Raw genomic sequence first — 17,824 nt, 5'->3', positions numbered from 1 at the left:
GGCAAGATCGGTTGCTGCGCCGTAGCCTGCGGCGGTGTCGAAATCCATTCCTCCGACGGCTGGCTGGTCGGCGGGGCGGCGTAGCTTGCGCCCTGTGGTAAGGGAGAAAATGACGGCGACGAAGGAGCACCAGGCCCAGCCACGGGCGATGGCGAGTACGCTGGACGGCTCGCAGGTCCCTCGCCCGCTGGAGATTGAGGAGCCGGAGCCGGCGGCATCTTCCCGCCGGGGTTCGGACGGATGATGGTCCGCTCACCCCGACCGAAAGGATTAACCGGCTTGTCCCTGTCGGTCATGGCCGCTCTTCCAGGATGGCCCAAAGGTACAACTCAAGCTCCGGCCAGTCGCCGGAAAAGTGCATCCCGATCGAGGCCGCAGTACTGAACTCGTGCCACAGCGGCGACTTGCGATCGAGGTAGAAATAAACGTGGTCTGTAATGGCCCGGATGTGCGGTGGCGGCGTCGGCAAATGCACCAAGGTCAAACCCGGCAGGTTTGCGTGCACGATCTCAGTCATCTTCGTGTTGGGTCCGACCTTGAACAGGTGCGGGAAATCATTCTGGATCTCGACGAGAGGCCGCCGCGCGGCAACCTCCAGCACCAAGGTAGCATTTCGGAACAAAGCGCGATCGCGGATCGGCGATACAAATGCGTTCTGGGCTCGTTCGATGATCTCCAGACGGATCGCTCGCCTGCCCAGCCGGGCGCTCAGGAAATCCTGTATGTCGCGCACCAGGGGCGTGAAGACGTATTCGAGATTGTCGTGATCGTATGCCGGGTAGTCCCGCGCGCGTCGTTCGGTCGTCGCGAAAGTCGCAAGCTCACCGGCGAACCTCAGCAGTTCTTCGTACAGCCGCTCGGGATGTACGCTGCCGGACCGCTTGAAATGAGTCAGCACGGGAATAGTCCGGTTCAGAACCTGCAGCACCAGGTAATCGACGCTCTGCAAACCGCCGCCTGACGAAGGATCGACCGCGTAGCGTGCAAGCTCGTCGAGTTTGGTCTCAACCCAGCCAATAATTCGATTGAGCCAACCATCGACGACCGCATGTGCGGCGCAAACCAGCATCGGCGGCACAAACTTGTCGTCGAACAGGATGTTCTTGTCGCGTACTTCGAGGATGCGGGCGATGCCGAGGGCCATGTATCCCGGCTTGCTGGTCTTGCGTAGCTCGAACGACAGCCGCGGATAGACGATATCGATCTCTTCTTCGATGCGCAGCGCCGAGGTTGAATCGATAAACGTTTCGGAAGTCCGAACGTAACGACTTGCGCTGTCAGTACGATCCTCATCCACCTCCCGCGTATTGGGCGCCGCGACCGGCATCATCAGCCAGACGATCTGGCCTGCGGCCGAATCTGGCACTTCGATGGCTTCCGGGATCGGACTGTCAGCAGGGATATCGAACGGCGTTCCATCGGGCATGACGCCGGTCGCACTGCGCACGGCGAATTTGCTCTGTTGAGTAAGATCGTTATCGATCTCGAGCTGGGCAAAGCCCCATGGGTACGGTGTTGTGTAACGAACGCGCTTTTCCAGCAGATGCTCGAGATAGCGATCGTCCTGCTGCAGATGATGCGGCCGCAGAAACAGACCTTCCGACCAGAATACTTTGCTGTACCAGGACATTCCTGCATCCACTTGGCAATGATCGGCGACGGCATCGTCACCAACAGTTCACTTTGACCCCGACTTGTCTGCGCGGTCGTAATATTCAGAGAAATGCAGCATGAAGGTATCGATCGGCGCGCTTTCGTCACGACCGAGATGCGCCTTCCAGCGCGTCAAGAATTCATCCCACAACTTACTCTTATTCGAGCCGAAAAAGGATCTTGCGCCGCGCTGAAGCTCAAGCTCACGCGCCATCAGCGTTGGATCGATACTGGCGATCAGCCCGCTGACGGCATGCTGCATTGCAGCATAGGTCTTCAATTGGTGGGATTTGAGATCCTTGAAGCCCTGCGCGAAGGCATGCGGCGCGTCGAGGTAACTGCGCGTCGGCGGTCCGAACAGGATACGCATCGCGTCTTCCGCGGTCGGCGAGAATTTAAGCGGATTGTTCTCGATGGCCTGGATGGTGGTTTGACTGGTGCTGCGCGTCAACTGCTTGGCCTGGGTCCGTGCCTGCAGCAGAGCCATCAAGTTTTCCACGGTCATGCGCAGTATGACGCCCAGCTGCTCCGCGAGTTCGGCCTCGGTCTTGTCGGCAAAGAAACTCTCCGGCAGCCCGGCAGCGCGTGCCACCAAGCGCGCAAATACGGGATTGCCGATCGGCGCGGCCGTAGCCGGTGCGGGCTCGGCCACCCGCGGCCGCGGCGCTCCCGCATGCCCTGCCGGTGGCAGCGCCGGCGGTGGCGGGACAGCCGCTTCATCGTCGGTCCAGACCGAGGGTCGGCGCGGCGTCGGCATCGCGTGCAGCACGTCGACCGGCGGGTTTGGAGTGGCGACTGGACCGGCTGCCCAGCTCATGTCGTCGTGCAGAGGCGTCTCCCGTTGAGGCATCTGCGGCCGGACGGGGTCGACGCCCGCCGGCGGAACGCTCGCCGCCCAATCAAGGAATTCCGCATTGACGGGCCGCGCTGCTTCGCGCGGCCTTCTCAACTGCTGGGGGTCGATTGGCGGCGGCACGTCGCGATCGGGAACCCACAGTTCCTGATAATCGGCGTGCTGCTGCGCGAGAGGAGCTTGCTGCTGCGCGCCATGGCTCGGGGTGCCCTCGGCATGCTCGTCCAGGTCCAGAGAAACGCCAATGACATAATGGCCGATGACGAGCCGATCGCCATTGCGTAGCCGATGCGCTCCCCGCATGCGCTGGTCGGCACCGTTGAGAAAGGTGCCGTTGGTCGAGACGTCGTGCAACCAGTAGCCACCGTCGCGATAATGGACCTCGCAATGCTTCCCCGAAATCATCCGAGACGGATCGGGCAATGTCCAATCGAGATGACGATCGCGGCCTATATCGACCGAGCGCCGGCCGGTGACCGTAAATGACACAGGTCCGCCATCGGGGAGGTTGGGCTCGTTCTCGATGTTGAAGCGAAGCACCATCACATCGTCTCGTCAGCGCAGAGGGCGCGGTTCGCCGCGTGCCAATTGAATACCATCCTCCAGGCAGGCCGTCATTATCCGGTCCCTGGACTCACGCGTAAGCCGGCAAAGCCCGATCAAAAGAGCCGCGCGAACCGCCCGCGCCGTCTGATCTGGCTTGGCTTCGACCGGGGCAAATTCCGCAGGGACGACGCTCCCGCCAGACCAGCCCGCCGCCAGCGCCAGCCAAGTCGCCGGCTGCTCGGGATCGTTGGCATTGCCGACCGCCAACGCCTTGTTACGCGATTGCTCGTCTGGCTGCCGGACCCAGGTCTCGGCAAAGTTGAGTGACCTGTCTTCGTTGCCGTCGAAATTATCGAACATCTGCCGCAACGAGCGACATCCCCAGGCGACGGCCACGCGCCTGGGGAGCAGGTACGCGCAAAAGGATACAGCCTGGTGCCAGTTGCCTGCATCAGCGGCCTCCTGCAGGAAATCCAACGACAACTTGTCCCGGGCGGCATTGCCGACGTCGTAGCGCGCCAGCGGATAGGCTTCAAACAGATCGCGGACTGTGCTGAACCGAACTTGACCCATGGCGTCAGCCGACAATGGTTGGTGTGCCGTGGGCAACCAACGGGCCGCCGGCCGCGAGCGCCATGGCGGCCTGCGCGGTCATGGTGATGGTCGGTGCGTTGATGACGATTCCGGCGGGGGACATGATGATCTGGCTGGGACCAACTTGGAGGGTGATGTTGACATTGGCCGTGAGGGTGATGCTCAGCCCCGCATTGACGGACTGATCCATCGCCAGCTTGATGTGCTGACCACCTAATTCGATATCAAGCTTGTCATTGCCGTTCTTGAGCGTGGTCTTGCGGGTATCGCCGCCGAACGCTGCTTCACCGATGGTCCTGGTCTCGGTGTCACGGACCGTCACGTCGTAGTCCTTTTCGGCGTGCAGGGTGATCTTCTCGGATCCTTTCTTGTCCTCAAAGTTCCATTCGTTGTAACCGCCCCCTCCCTTGGTCGAGTCGGACTTCAATCCCGCGATCGTCTTCTTGGACGGCAAATCGTAGGGCAGCTTGTATTCATCATTATACACCGTGCCGATCACCAAGGGCCGGTCGGGGTCTCCTTCCAGGAATTCCACGACGACTTCCTGCCCGACGCGCGGGATGATCTGACCGCCCCAGCGCTTGCCGGACCAGACCTGGGCCACGCGCAACCGGCACGACCGCTTCTTCTTTCGATCCCAGAAGAAGCGAACATAGATTTCGCCCAACGACTCGACGTCGATCTCCTCGCTCGAATTGTCGTCCTTGGTGACGACCTTGGCCGTCTGGATACCATTGATCCTCGGCTTCGGCGTCATCATGGGAGATCGAAACGGCCGATCGCTTGGCAGAAATTCATAGCTGCCGAAGTAGACGTGCTGTCCGCCGTCGCCGGGCCCCCCAGTGCGGTAGGATTCGATGGAAAACGAGTGAGCTGCTCGTACGACGAGATATTCAACGTTCTGCGAGTCTTTCGAGTGCTTCTCGAGCTTGGTTAGTCCGCCGGGGAACAGGTTGACTGCGTCGCCGTTGCCGCGACGGCGCCGATCCATCGCCTGCTCGGCCTGGAGCTGGATCTTGGCGTATCGCTCGCCGTCGGATTTCTCCTTGAACTTGCCGGGATAGTCGTAGAACTCCATCTCGGATCGCGTGTAGTGCTCGGAGCCCTTGGCGTCGCTGATCATCTGCGCGTTGGGTTTCTGGTAGTTGTAGTCGTTGAGCTCGAACTTGCCGGTGCGAAACCGACGCTCGGAAACCCATTCATAAATATGCTGCTCCTCGCGGCGGTCGGATCCGGTCAGCGGGACATAGGGGATCTTTGCGAGACCGTTGATTGGGCTGTGCGAAGACTTGGAGTCAGCCAGCACCAGCGTATGCTTGCCACCCTCATGCTTGAAGAAGTAGTAGATGCCGTGCTGCTCCATCAGCCGGCATACGAAATCCAGATCGGTCTCGCGATACTGAACGCAGTACTCGAGCTTTGGACAGGAGCCCTCTTCAGTAAGCTTGGACTCATAATCCGTGAAGCCGCGCTCGTTGAAAACCTCCTTGATGATGTCGGGCGCCTTCTTGTCCTGAAAAATCCTGCAATCGGTGGTGCGCGACAGCAGCCATAACCAGGGTCTCAGCACGATCCGGTAGCTGAAATAGTCGTTCTTGACCCCGAGCCACTGCGCTTCCGTGAGAATGCCGCTGAACTCGCGCTCCTTCCCGTGCAATTTGATGGTGAGCGTGCACTGCTGGCCGATCGCGCGATCAAAGTCGAGATCGGCGTCCTCGCTGAGGCCCTCGATACGATATTCGAACAGTTCACTCAGACCTTCAGAGGCCTCGAACCTGACAAAAACCAGAACGTCCTTGCCAAGGGGGGTCTTGAGCTCGCAAAGGCGGGTATCCTGGGTAAGCTGGCCCATGTGGGCGTTAAACTCCTTCGCTGGCCGAACGGTCCGCGCAACCGGCGCATCAGGTCGTCAAGCACGAAACAACTGAAATCCGAGCCAGCCATCGGCAGGATGACCGACAAATCCGCCCGGTGTCGCCCTCTCTTGACGCGCCAAAGCACGCGCCCGATTGAACTATCCTGGCACTCATGTAGTCGGCTCCAAGAGCTTGTTGGTTCACGCGAAACGGTCGTGGCCGCCGGGAATGAACCAAGGTCATCGTTGATCTGACCTAACAGACAATCGGATCATGATCCTCGCCTGGTCCGCCACTTGTGACGGACTTGGCAAAAGGGGGCCAGGGCCTCGCACACGGACCATCTTCGCATGCTCGATGTCACATCTCTGACCCAACCCATAGCCCCAGACGATCCCTGCGGGCCTGACCTGGACGCGGCCGGGGATGTCCAGTACCTGAACTTCTTCGCAGGTGCGGAATCGCTGCTTCCGATGTCGTATTTCGAGGTCGTCAACGCCAACGGAGAGCGCGGACGCTTCGACCCAAAGGCCATCGACATTGCCGGCCAGTTCGCCGCTGCGCAGCCGCTCATGGCACGCACCCGCGATCTGCGCCTGACCACGCTGCTCGCCAAGTTCTCTATCCTGAACCGCGATCTCGACGGCTTTCTCAGCTGCCTGAAGGCGACCACCCTGCTGCTTCGTGAACAATGGGAAGCGGTTCACCCGAGGGGCGAGGACGGCGACTATGCTTTTCGGGCCGTCACCGTCGAGGCGATTGACGTGTTTCCGACGGTGATCAACCCGCTCCAATTCCTTCCCCTGATCGAAAATCGCAGGCACGGCAGCCTCAACTACCGTGCCTATCAGATTGCCAAGGGCGAAATTCCCGCCGCCGACGCCGACGTCGACATGCCCGATCTCGCAACCATCGAGCGCATTGTCGCCGAGACCGATCTCGAAACCCTCAAAGCGGTGAGCGCTCGCTGTTCCGCGGTCGCGGCCGAGATTGCCGACATCAAATCGGTTTGGCGCGAAAAGTTGAACTCGGGGCAACCCATCAGCCTCGACAGGCTTGCGGGTGTCGCGAACGGCATGGCCAACTGGCTCGCGGCACTCGTGACCGCTCGCGATCCAGCCGCACTTGCCCCATCCCGGGACGAAACTGCTCAAAACGACCAGCAGCTTCCCATTGAAACGGCCGGCGCCGTGACCTCACCGGGACAGGCATCCGCTGCGCTGGCGGCGGCTGCCGACTATTTCGCGCGAAAGGAACCGTCGAGCCCGGCGCTCTTGCTGGTGCGGCAGGCGCAGGGCATGGTCGGCAAATCGTTTATCGAGGTGATGCGGATGCTGATGCCCGCCCACGTCGAAAGTGCCGCCATCAATATTGGTCGCGACAAAGTTTTCGACCTGCCGATCGAGCGCATGGCGGAATTCGCCACATCGCTCCCATCCACGGCCGAAAGTAGCGCTCAAGATGCTGTTATTTCAGCAGAAAACAGAGCGCAGGCGTTGGATTTACTGACCAGGGTTGCGGCTTTCTTCCGCGCCGCGGAGCCATCCAGCCCGATCCCGTTCCTGGTCGATCGCGCGCGCGAACTCGCACAACGAGATTTCCTCAGCCTGCTAAGTGACGTCCTGCCTGAGGGCGCTCTGAAGGCGATCGACAAATCGAATTGAACCCGCCTTCGATTCGACGGGACTAAGAGAGCAGAAGGAAGCTCCGCTGACGAAGGACCGAGGCACTTCCCCAGCCTGCGTCGCGCAAGTCGGCTTCCGCACAGATTTTGTGAAGAGGGCAACCCAATGGCAACCGACAGCGGTCAAAAATTCATTCGCCGAAACCGCGCACCGCGCGTGCACATCACTTACGAAGATCCGTACGATGCCGAGCGGCTGATCGAACTGCCGTTTGTCATGGGCGTCCTCTCCGATCTTTCGGGCAACAACCCCGGCGTCGAGAAGGCGAAGGTCGAGGAGCGCAAGTTCCTCGAGTTCGACATGGACAATTTCGACAACCGCATGGCGGCGATCCAGCCCGGCGTGACGACACGTGTCGCCAATCGTCTCAACGATGGGTCTGACGAAAAGATCTCCGTCAACCTGCGCTTCAATAAAATGTCGGACTTCACGCCGGTGGCGGTCGCCCGTCAAGTGCCGGCGACAGCCAAGCTGCTCGAAGCGCGCGAACAGCTCGCCAACCTGCTGCGCTACATGGATGGCAAGGTGGGCGCCGAGGACCAGCTGAAGAAACTCCTTGCTGATCCTCAACTGATGGCCGCGCTGCGCGAGCGCGCGACCAGCCAGTCGTCCGAATCCGACACCAACAGCTAAGGGAAGGAATGGGGACCATGGTAAAAGAAGCTACCCATAAAGAGACCACCACCCAGGTCGGGACCGTCGAGGCTGACGAGTTTGCTGCCTTGCTGAAGCAAAGCTTCAAACCGCGCACCGAACGTGCCGCAACCGAAGTCGAAAACGCGGTGTCCACGCTCGTTCAAGAGGCGCTCAAGGACACCAGCGTCATCAAGTCGGACGTGCTGGACACCATCGAGGAAATGATCGCGCGGATCGATCAGAGGCTGACCGCGCAGATGAACGAGATCCTGCACGCACCCGAATTCCAGGCGATCGAGAGCGCCTGGCGCGGCCTGCACTACCTCGTCTTCAATTCCGAGACCGACGCGAACCTCAAGATCCGAGTGATGAACGTCTCTAAGTCCGAGCTGTATCGGAACCTGCGGCTCTATCCCGATGCACGCTGGGATCAGAGCCCGCTGTTTAAGCAGATCTACGAGTACGAATTTGGCCAGCTGGGCGGCGAGCCATTCGGCTGCCTGATCGGCGACTATTACTTCAGCCACCTGCCCACCGACGTACAGTTGCTCCGCGATCTCAGCAAGATCGCGGGCGCCGCCCATGCCCCCTTCTTCAGCGGGGCCGAGCCTACGCTGATGGGAATGGACTCGTGGACCGAACTGTCCAACCCTCGTGACATCGGCAAGGTGTTCGACACGCCGGAATATGCCGCATGGAAGGGACTGCGCGACCAGGACGACTCGCGCTATCTCGGCCTTTGCATGCCGCGTGCGCTGGGCCGCCTCCCCTACGGCGCCAAATCGGAGCCCGTGGAAGAATTCGCCTTCGAAGAGGAGACGGACGGACACACCGGTGACAAATACGGCTGGATTAACGCCGCCTATGCGATGGCAGTCAACATCAACCGCGCCTTCAAGGAGTTCGGCTGGTGCACGCGCATCCGCGGTGTGCAGTCGGGCGGCGAGGTCATCAACCTGCCGACGCACACATTCCCGACCGATGACGGTGGCGTCGACCTGAAATGCCCCACCGAGATCGCCATCAGCGATCGCCGCGAGCACGAGCTTGCAAAGGCGGGCCTTATCCCGCTGATCCATCGCAAGAACACCGACAAGGCCGCCTTCATCGGTGCCCAGTCGCTCTACAAGCCGAAGAAATACTTCGGCGAGAAGGGTGTGGACGCAACCGCATCCGACAACCTGTCGTCACGTCTGCCTTACATGTTCGCAGTGTCCCGCTTTGCGCACTACCTGAAATGCATGGTTCGCGACAAGATCGGGTCCATGAAGGAAAAGGATGAGCTGACGGTCTGGCTGCAGACCTGGATCAACGAGTACGTTGATGCCAATCCGGCCTTATCGTCAGAGGCGCAGAAGGCGCGCAAGCCGCTGGCCGCTGCGAAAGTCGAGGTCATAGCAAACGAGGAGAACCCGGGATACTACAACGCGCGCTTCTTTCTCCGTCCACACTTTCAGCTGGAAGCGATGGACGTCGGCCTCAGCCTTGTTTCGCGCCTGCCAGGCCCGAGCTCCTGACGCCGCGTTATCGCAACCGTCACTCATCCAGGTTTTTTGAAAGGGCTATAGTATGGCTGTCGATATCTTTTTGAAACTCGATCCGATCAAGGGCGAGTCGCTTGACGACAAACACAAGGACGAGATCGACATTTTGAGCTGGTCGTTTGGCGAGAGCCAAAGCGGCACCTTCCACAGCGGGTCAGGCGGTGGCGCCGGCAAGGTCAACGTTCAGGATCTCCACTTCACGCACTTCGTCGATAAGGCGACGCCTGAACTCTTCAAGGTCTGCGCCAACGGCAAGCACATCGACACCGCGATCCTGACTGTCCGCAAGGCCGGTGAAAATCCGCTGGAGTATCTCAAGATCGAGATGAAGCACGTCCTGGTCTCCAGCGTGTCGACCGGCGGATCGCATGGCGAAGATCGTCTCACCGAAAATGTGAGCTTGAACTTCGCGAAGGTGAAGATGACCTACAAGACCCAGACGGAAAAGGGCGGCGCCGGCGCATCGCCGACCTTCGGCTGGGACGTTCCGGCCAACAAGGAATGGGCCTGATCGTAGCTTCCTGTCTGGCGCCGGCTGCCGAGAATGGCAATCGGCGTCGGCGGTACGGAGATCGTCAATGACTGTTACGCCAAAGAAGGACCGGCTCTCTCCGCCATTGATGCTGGCCTTTCGTGCGGCTCATGACGCGCGTGATGCGCGCAAGCCACTCGAACTGCGCGATCAGTTCGGTGAGCGGGTCATAGCGGGACGGCGCAGCGCTGGTCGTTTCCCGATCTCGGAGACGCTGCTAAGGCGGGAGGTTTCGCATGATATTGAAACACTCCTTAATACCATCGCGCTCGAATCGACGCTCGACCTGACCGGTCGTGGCTGCGTCCGCACCTCGATTTTGAACTATGGTTTCCCCGACATCGCAAACCGTTCGGTCGACGAGGTCACGGACGAAGAGCTCAGCGACGCCCTGCGCATGTCGCTTACGACGTATGAGCCGCGACTCGATCGCAAGTCCATCCGGGTGCGGCGCGACACCTCCGTAGGCCCCGAACAGCTCAAGCTGCGCTTTGTCGTGCAGTCCGACCTGAAGTGCGAGCCGCTCAACGTGCCCGTGGAATTCGTCGCGGACGTCGACCTCGACAGCGGCGACATCCAGATCAATCGACTATAGCATGAACCGCGAGTTCCTCGATTTTTACAACCGTGAACTGTCTCTGCTGTACGAGCATGCGGAAGACTTTGCCAAGGAATATCCTGGTATCGCCGAGCGCCTCGGGGGGCTGATCCGCGATCGCTCAGATCCGATGATTTCGGGCTTGCTCGAAGGCGCCGCATTCCTTGCTGCTCGCGTTCAGCTTAAGCTCAAGCACGAATTTCCGGAGTTCACGGCAAACTTGCTCGAACAGCTGGTTCCGAACTATCTCGCGCCAACTCCGTCTGCCATGCTAGTCAAGGCACAGCCAACCTATGCCGATCCGGCATTGCGCGACGGCAGGAAAATCGCCCGGGGCGCCTACTTCGATGCGAGCTATCGCGAAAGGGAACGGAGCCTCGCCTGCCGATTCCGGTTGTGCCGCGATATAGTGCTTTGGCCCTTCGACGTCACCGGCGCCGAATATTTTGCCACTGCGGGCGCGTTGCAGGCCCTCGGGATTCCGGTCGGCGGAGAGGTCATTGCGGGGCTCAGGCTTTCCCTGACCCACCGGACCGCAGCGCGGCTCGACGAAGAGCCGGCAGACGCGGCTGCTCGCAACAAGCCGGAAACCTGGTTCGCGGGCTGCCGCACCAGCGAATTGCCCATCTATCTGACCGGCGCCGAATCCGACGCTATCGCGCTCTACGAACAGCTGACTTCGAACTGCATCAATGTCTACTTTCGCTATCTCGACGATTTCGGCGATCCGGTCGTCATCCGGGCCCCGAACGACTGTGTGCAACAAGTCGGCTTCGGCGAGAACGAATCCCTGTTTCCTAACGATAACCGGGTCTTTCGCGGCTCGGAGTTGTTGCGGGAGTATTTCGTGTTTCCGCGCAAGTTCCTTGGCATCAATCTGACGGGACTTCGCGCTGTGATGCCGCGGTTGCGCGGCAAGTCAATCGATATCGTCTTCGCGTTCGATGAGCACAACTCACGGCTTGCGGCCTCCGTCCGAGCAGAGACTTTCAGTCTCTACACTGCCCCGGCAATCAACCTGTTCGAGAAAACCACCGATCGCATCCCGGTCAAATCGAATACGCACGAATACCACGTGGTGCCCGACCGAAGCCGCTATCTCGAATACGAGCCGCACCAGGTGCTGGAGGTTTACGCGCACTTTCCCGCAGAAAAAGACAAGCGGCACGTGCGTCCGCTGTACTCCGCCGCAGTCGACCGCACGGCCGCATCGGTCGAGGGACTTTATTTTACAGTTCGTCGGCTACCACGGCGCCGCACCGTCGAGGAAAAGACATATGGCACGGCCTCCGACTACACCGGGACGGACATGTTCCTTTCGCTGCTCGAGCCCCGCGACCTGAGCGGCGACGGATCCGCGGCCGAACTGAGCGTCCGGGCGTTGTGCTCCAACCGGCATCTCACGGAACATCTGCCGGTCGGCCAAGGCGGAGCCGACTTTCGCCTGCTGGATGACACCTCGCTCGAGCTGATGTGCATAGTAGGGCCCACCAGGCCACGCGAGCCGGTGGTGGCGCAGTTGCGCAGTCGCAGCGAAATCGCCAATAGCGGTGTTGTCAGTTGGCGCCTGATCAACATGCTGAGTTTGAACTATCTCGGCCTCGTAGAACGCAGCGGCGGCAAGAACGCCGGAGCACTGCGGGAGATGCTGTCATTGTTCGCCGACCAGTTCGACGACGCTACGGAACGAAAGATTCGCGGCGTGCGCAGCGTCGAGAGCAGGCCCGTGGTGCGGCGGGTGCGTGAGCGTACCGGCAGTGGCGCAGCGCGCGGCCTAGAGATCACCGTCACACTCGACGAGAAGGCATTCGAAGGCAGTGGCGTGTTCCTGCTCGGGGCTGTGCTAGAACGCTTCTTCGCCGACTATTCGGGCTTCAACACCTTCACCCAAACGGTCATATCGACTTCGGAACGCGGCGAGATCATGCGCTGGCCGGCCCGCATGGGCACAAGGAGGCCGCTGTAATGCTGATCGACCAGATGAAGGCCGAGCCCTGGCGGTTCGATTTCTTCCAGACGCTCCGCCGGCTAGAGCGATCCAACCCGGATCGGCCGCGGATCGGCGACAGTGCCGCGCGGCGCGACGAATTTGTTGACCTCGGTCAATCTCCCTATCTGGAATTTCCCGCGTCCAATCTGAGCTCAGTCGACGACCGCGATGGCAGGCTCAGAATCCTGGCCAAATTCCTCGGTCTGCTCGGACCCCAAGGCGCACTGCCTCTGGCCACCACAGACGAGAGCGTCGGCTGGCAGTTGATGCGAGACGACGCCTTTCCGCGCTTTCTCGACCTTCTCAATGGACGCTTTCTGCAATTGTTCTTTCGTGCCTGGGCGGACGCACGGCCGATCGCGCAGCATGACAGGCCATCGGATGACCGCTTTATCGCCTATGTCGGCTCCTTTGCCGGCCTTGGCTCTGATATCTTTGCGAATCGAGACACGATACCAGACATGGCGAAGCTCAGCTTCGCTGGACTGGTCTCACCAAGGGCGAAATCCGCGTCACGACTGGCCCGGCTACTGCAGGGGCTGTTCGACGTCAGGGTCGAGATCGACGAATTTGTCGGCACCTGGCTCCCGTTCGAGGCGAGCCATTGCAGCCGCCTCGGCGCGGCGCACGCCAGGCTCGGCCACGACGCGCTTCTGGGCTCGCGGGTGTTCAGTGTCGAAGACAAGATCAGGGTTCGCGTTTTCGTGAAGGATTTCGCTCAATACGAGCTGTTCCTGCCCACTGAAGTGCCTAACCTGTCCGAGCCCCTGGCTGACGCCGTGTACTTCTATATCGGCGACGAACTCGAGTGGGAGGTGGAACTCGCCATTCCGGCGGGAGCAGTCGTCCCGATGAAGCTTGGACAGAGCGGACGCCTTGGGTGGACCAGCTGGGTTTCGCCGAACTGGGCCTCGACCGAGGAATATCGCCGCGATGCTCGCTTTCACCTTGCCGAGCGTCTCAGAGCCCGGCGAAGCGCCGCGACAGATGCCCCGCCGGTTTGAACCAATGCACCGGTCCAATTGTCCTAACATCATGGAATTCGCGCTAGTTTCCACGATGGCGGGACATCGCCCCGGGGGAACTGAGCAGGAGGCCCCACCGTGACCGACATCAGCCTCGAGGCCGTGACTGGAAAGCTGAATCGCGCTGGCTACGATGCCTTCATACAGGCCCTGCGCCACGCCAAAAGCGCCAGCAACCGCAACATCGAGCTTGCGCACTGGTTGTTTCACATCCTGCAACAGGAGCGGACCGACCTCAGCCTATCGGTGGATCACTACAAGCTCGACCGCGCGCGGCTGCTGTCGGACCTCGCAGGCGTCATAAACGGCTTCCGCAAGAACGAAACCGACATGCCGGGGGTCGCCAATTCGGTCATCGATATTCTCGACCGTGGCTGGCACTACGCCACGCTGTTCTTCGGCGAGACACAGATCCGCACCGGCCATCTCCTGGTCGCCGGACTGAAATCGAATGAGATCCGTCGTGCGCTCAACAACATCTCGCCGGAATTCGCCAAGATAAACGTAGACGCATTGGCCGCGGAGCACCGCGCCGTATGGGCAGGCTCTGAGGAAGAGACCATGCGTCCGATGGACGGCTCCGGATTGGCCGGTGCCGGCACTGACGGCGCGGACCGGGCAAGTCCCAAGGGAACAACACCGCTCGACCGGTTCTCCCAAGATCTCACCGCCAAGGCCAAGTCGGGCCAGATGGACCCCATCCTCGGTCGAGACGACGAGATCCGCCAATTGATCGACGTATTGATGCGCCGGCGGCAAAACAATCCAATTCTCACAGGCGAAGCTGGCGTCGGCAAGACCGCCGTGGTCGAGGGATTTGCGCAGCGCATTGCCGCTGGCGAAGTGCCGCCGCCACTGCGCAACGTCAGGCTCTGCGCGCTCGACATCGGCCTGATGCAGGCCGGCGCCTCGATGAAGGGCGAGTTCGAGCAGCGCCTGCGCTCGGTGATCGACGAGGTACAGAATTCCCCCACACCCATCATTCTGTTCATCGACGAAGCTCACACGCTGATCGGCGCTGGTGGCGCGGCCGGCACTGGTGACGCGGCCAATCTGCTTAAACCTCCCCTCGCCCGCGGCACGCTGCGCACGATCGCCGCCACCACCTGGGCGGAGTATCGCCAGTACATCGAGAAGGACCCCGCACTCACACGACGCTTCCAGCCGATCCAGGTCGACGAACCGGATGTCGAGACCTGCTGCATCATGCTGCGCGGCATCCTCGGCCCGATGGAGAAGCACCATGGCGTTCGCATTTCGGACGCCGCGATCGTGACCGCGGTCAACCTGTCGCATCGTTACATTCCATCTCGACAGCTGCCGGACAAGGCGGTCAGCCTGTTGGACACAGCCTCGGCGAGGGTAGCCATCAGCCAGAGCGCGACGCCGGCCCTGATCGAGGACGCTCGCGTCGCTATCGCGGCTCGCGAGGCCGAACGATCAGTGCTGGTCAGCGATGGTGACCTCGGGGACGAGAACAGCGAGCGTATTGCCGAGGTCGACGGCGACATAGCTGCGCTGAAGGACAAGCTGACCGGCCTTGAGGCCGACTGGGCCAGGGAACAGGAGCTCGTCAAGGACATTCGCAGCATTCGCGAGATCCTCTCCGAGAACGGAGACGAAGATCGAGCAGCGAAACGCCTGGAGTTGCGCGGCAAGTTCGAGACACTGGAGGGCATCAATCCGGAAAAGCGGATGATCTATGCTCATGTCGACCAGCAGTCGGTCGCCTCTGTGGTGTCTGACTGGACCGGCATTCCGACCGGCAGAATGATGCGTGACGAAATCGAGACGGTCCTGAAGCTACCAGAAATTCTCAATCGCCGCGTGGTCGGCCAATCGCACGGGCTGACGATGATTGCGAAAAGAATCGAGACCAGCCGCGCCAAGTTGGACAACCCGTCCAAGCCGATTGGCGTTTTCATGCTGGCCGGACCGTCCGGCGTGGGTAAGACAGAAACCGCTCTCGCGCTTGCCGAAACCCTTTATGGCGGCGAGCAGAACATGATCACGATCAACATGTCGGAGTTCCAGGAGGCGCACACGGTCTCGACGTTGAAAGGCGCGCCTCCGGGCTATGTCGGTTATGGTGAAGGCGGTCGGCTCACCGAAGCGGTCCGCCGCAAGCCCTACAGCGTGATCCTGCTCGACGAGGTGGAGAAGGCCCATCCCGACGTCCACGAGATATTCTTCCAGGTGTTCGACAAGGGGGTCATGGAGGACGGCAACGGCCGGCGAATCGACTTCAAGAACACACTGATCATTCTGACCACGAACGTCGGCACTGATTTGATCATGGGATTGGCGCGCGATCCCAAGTATCGCAACGAGCCGGAAGAGCTCGCCAGACTGCTACGGCCAGAGTTACTGAAGGTATTCCCTGCCGCGTTGCTTGGTCGCATTGTCTCGATCCCCTATTTTCCGCTTTCAGACGAGATGCTTGCTGGAATCGTCAGATTGCAGCTCGACCGGATCGGACAGCGCCTCCGCGACAATCACAAGGCCGCCTTCGGCTATGACGATGCGGTCGTCGAGCACATCGTATCCCGTTGCAACGATCCGGACTCCGGCGGGCGGATGATCGATAACATCATCACCAACACGTTGTTGCCCGAACTGTCGCGTGAATTCCTCAGGAAGTCTCTCGCCAAGGAAGAAGTCAAGCAGACGCGCGTCTCGATCGTGAACGACAAGTTTGCCTACTCGTGGAACTGACTGCGATGAACATCCAGACCGAGCACCGCCAGCCGGCCACCGGTGCCACACCATACGATGAGGTGTATTATCCCGGGCATGTCTACGGGCTCACTCACCCGAACCATCTGGCAACGATTGCGACCGTCTACGGCATGCGGCCGGCTCCAGTCGGGCACTGCCGGGTCCTGGAGCTCGGCTGCGGCGTTGGCGGCAATCTGTTGCCGATGGCATTCCAATATCCGGACAGCGAATTCATCGGGATTGACCTGAGCGGTGTGACGATCGAGCGTGGGCGGCGAAACATCGCCGCATTGGGCCTGAGCAACATCGAGCTTCTGCATTGCGACATCATGGATGTCGACGCTGCCTTCGGACAGTTCGACTACATCATCGCCCATGGCGTGTATTCATGGGTACCGCCGATCGTGCGTGAGAAGATGATGGCTATCTTCAAGCAGAATTTGGCACCACAGGGGCTCTGTTACGTCAGCTATAACGCGCACCCGTTCTCGCATCTTCGCGACATGGTCCGCGACATGATGCGCTACCACACCCGGAGCATCACCGGGATGAAAGAGAAAGTTGGACAAGCTCGCGCCATCGTGAAGTTTCTCAGCGAAGGATCGAAGTCCAGCTCAGTGCACGGTGCGGTCATGCGCGATCAGTGCAACCGCGTCCTCAATGCTCCGGACGAATTGCTTTTTCACGACGATCTCGATCAGGGCGCGACAGCCTTCCTTTTGCACGAAGTCGTCGAAGATGCCGACCGACACGGCCTACAATATCTGAGCGACGCCGATTTCTCGCGACGCAATCTTGCCGGTTATACCGAAGAGGTCCGCGCCACGCTGCAGCGCTTTCCCGAAAGCGAGTTCATGGCGCGCGATCAGTATCAGGACTTCATTGACGGCAACGGCTTTCGGCGTACGTTGCTCTGCCACGAGGACATCTCTCTTGACCGCCGGGTCGATCTCGACTTCGTCACCAGGTTCTATCTGCTAAGCACCTCCAGCCCACGTCGACCCGACGCCTGCTTGACCGACGATTCCGAGATGGAGTTTGAAAATCAGGACGGGAGCCGAATCACGGTGACCGATCCGCTCCTGAAGGCTGCACATCTTTGTCTTGGCCGGGCCTGGCCGCGCGCACTCTCGTTCACCGAGCTGCTACATCGCGCCCGAGCGCTGCTGGCGGGCCGGCAAACAGGCGACGACCAACGAAAATTGACGGAAGCGCTCTATATCCTGGCTCGCAGCGGAGAGGTCTCCTTTCTGAAATCACCGCCCTTTCTCGTGACAGAAGTCACGGATCGGCCCCATGCGAGCCTGCTCGCCCGCAAACAGGCGCAGACCGGCCAGCTGGTCACCAATCTGCTCCACCAGACGGTGCAATTGGACGACGACAGGACGCGGCACTTCCTGCAGTTACTCGACGGCTCTCGGACGATCGAGCAAATTACGGCCGAAATGACTGAACTCTTCGGACCAACCATCCAGGTCAAACAAGTGGATGAGGCCGGGCAGGCCGCCCAGCCGTTGCTGCTCTCGACCCGAGACAGCGTTGACCGTTCGCTGGCGACGGTTGGAAAGCTGGGTTTGCTGGTGGCCTGACGCTC

The 17,824-nt window shown here is 60.6% G+C and carries 13 protein-coding genes; 9 read left to right on the top strand and 4 right to left on the bottom strand.

The features are described from left to right. Positions 1-292: 292 nt before the first annotated feature. Genes tssK through ACVW1C_RS24975 form a run of 4 tightly spaced genes read right to left on the bottom strand, consistent with a single transcriptional unit; the run spans position 293 to position 5,498 of the window. Entirely contained in the window at positions 293-1,630 is a 1,338-nt protein-coding gene (gene tssK, locus ACVW1C_RS24990) for a type VI secretion system baseplate subunit TssK (RefSeq protein WP_456760679.1), read from the bottom strand. Positions 1,631-1,678: 48 nt separating this feature from the next. Then, complete coding sequence (gene tagH, locus ACVW1C_RS24985; protein ID WP_456760678.1) at positions 1,679-3,049, bottom strand: type VI secretion system-associated FHA domain protein TagH; 1,371 nt, start codon at positions 3,047-3,049, stop codon at positions 1,679-1,681. 12 nt (positions 3,050-3,061) lie between these two features. Then, positions 3,062-3,625 carry a DUF6931 family protein gene (locus tag ACVW1C_RS24980; RefSeq protein ID WP_456760677.1) on the bottom strand — a complete coding sequence of 188 codons (564 nt, stop codon included), beginning with the start codon at positions 3,623-3,625 and terminating at the stop codon, positions 3,062-3,064. Positions 3,626-3,629: 4 nt separating this feature from the next. Beyond that, complete coding sequence (locus ACVW1C_RS24975; RefSeq protein WP_456760676.1) at positions 3,630-5,498, bottom strand: type VI secretion system Vgr family protein; 1,869 nt, start codon at positions 5,496-5,498, stop codon at positions 3,630-3,632. A 354-nt stretch (positions 5,499-5,852) separates the two neighbouring features. On the opposite strand from ACVW1C_RS24975, the gene ACVW1C_RS24970 reads away from it, so the two are divergent. From ACVW1C_RS24970 to ACVW1C_RS24930, 9 genes are all read left to right on the top strand, one after another. After that, positions 5,853-7,166, top strand: coding sequence for a type VI secretion system protein TssA (locus ACVW1C_RS24970; RefSeq protein WP_456760675.1), 1,314 nt, complete (start codon positions 5,853-5,855; stop codon positions 7,164-7,166). A 126-nt stretch (positions 7,167-7,292) separates the two neighbouring features. Beyond that, entirely contained in the window at positions 7,293-7,820 is a 528-nt protein-coding gene (gene tssB / locus ACVW1C_RS24965) for a type VI secretion system contractile sheath small subunit (protein ID WP_456760674.1), read from the top strand. Positions 7,821-7,837: 17 nt separating this feature from the next. Next, complete coding sequence (gene tssC, locus ACVW1C_RS24960; RefSeq protein WP_456760673.1) at positions 7,838-9,340, top strand: type VI secretion system contractile sheath large subunit; 1,503 nt, start codon at positions 7,838-7,840, stop codon at positions 9,338-9,340. 52 nt (positions 9,341-9,392) lie between these two features. Then, positions 9,393-9,878, top strand: a complete 486-nt coding sequence (locus ACVW1C_RS24955; protein WP_163153143.1) for an Hcp family type VI secretion system effector — start codon at positions 9,393-9,395, stop codon at positions 9,876-9,878. A 67-nt stretch (positions 9,879-9,945) separates the two neighbouring features. Next, positions 9,946-10,494, top strand: coding sequence for a type VI secretion system baseplate subunit TssE (tssE, locus tag ACVW1C_RS24950; protein ID WP_456760672.1), 549 nt, complete (start codon positions 9,946-9,948; stop codon positions 10,492-10,494). Position 10,495: 1 nt separating this feature from the next. Then, positions 10,496-12,463 carry a type VI secretion system baseplate subunit TssF gene (gene tssF / locus ACVW1C_RS24945; RefSeq protein ID WP_456760671.1) on the top strand — a complete coding sequence of 656 codons (1,968 nt, stop codon included), beginning with the start codon at positions 10,496-10,498 and terminating at the stop codon, positions 12,461-12,463. Beyond that, positions 12,427-13,491: a type VI secretion system baseplate subunit TssG gene (gene tssG / locus ACVW1C_RS24940; RefSeq protein ID WP_456763164.1), complete on the top strand. Its 1,065-nt coding sequence runs from the start codon at positions 12,427-12,429 to the stop codon at positions 13,489-13,491. The genes tssF and tssG overlap by 37 nt, the downstream gene beginning before the upstream one ends. Before the next feature lie 99 nt (positions 13,492-13,590). Beyond that, on the top strand, positions 13,591-16,227 hold the full coding sequence (gene tssH / locus ACVW1C_RS24935; protein ID WP_456760670.1) for a type VI secretion system ATPase TssH: 2,637 nt from the start codon (positions 13,591-13,593) through the stop codon (positions 16,225-16,227). A 5-nt stretch (positions 16,228-16,232) separates the two neighbouring features. Then, positions 16,233-17,819 carry a methyltransferase regulatory domain-containing protein gene (locus ACVW1C_RS24930; protein WP_456760669.1) on the top strand — a complete coding sequence of 529 codons (1,587 nt, stop codon included), beginning with the start codon at positions 16,233-16,235 and terminating at the stop codon, positions 17,817-17,819. The last annotated feature ends 5 nt before the right edge of the window (positions 17,820-17,824 follow it).

The sequence above is a fragment of the Bradyrhizobium sp. USDA 4011 genome (genome assembly GCF_054063415.1).
Note: the sequence above shows the minus strand (reverse complement) of the source record. Positions and strands in the feature narration are given on the sequence as shown.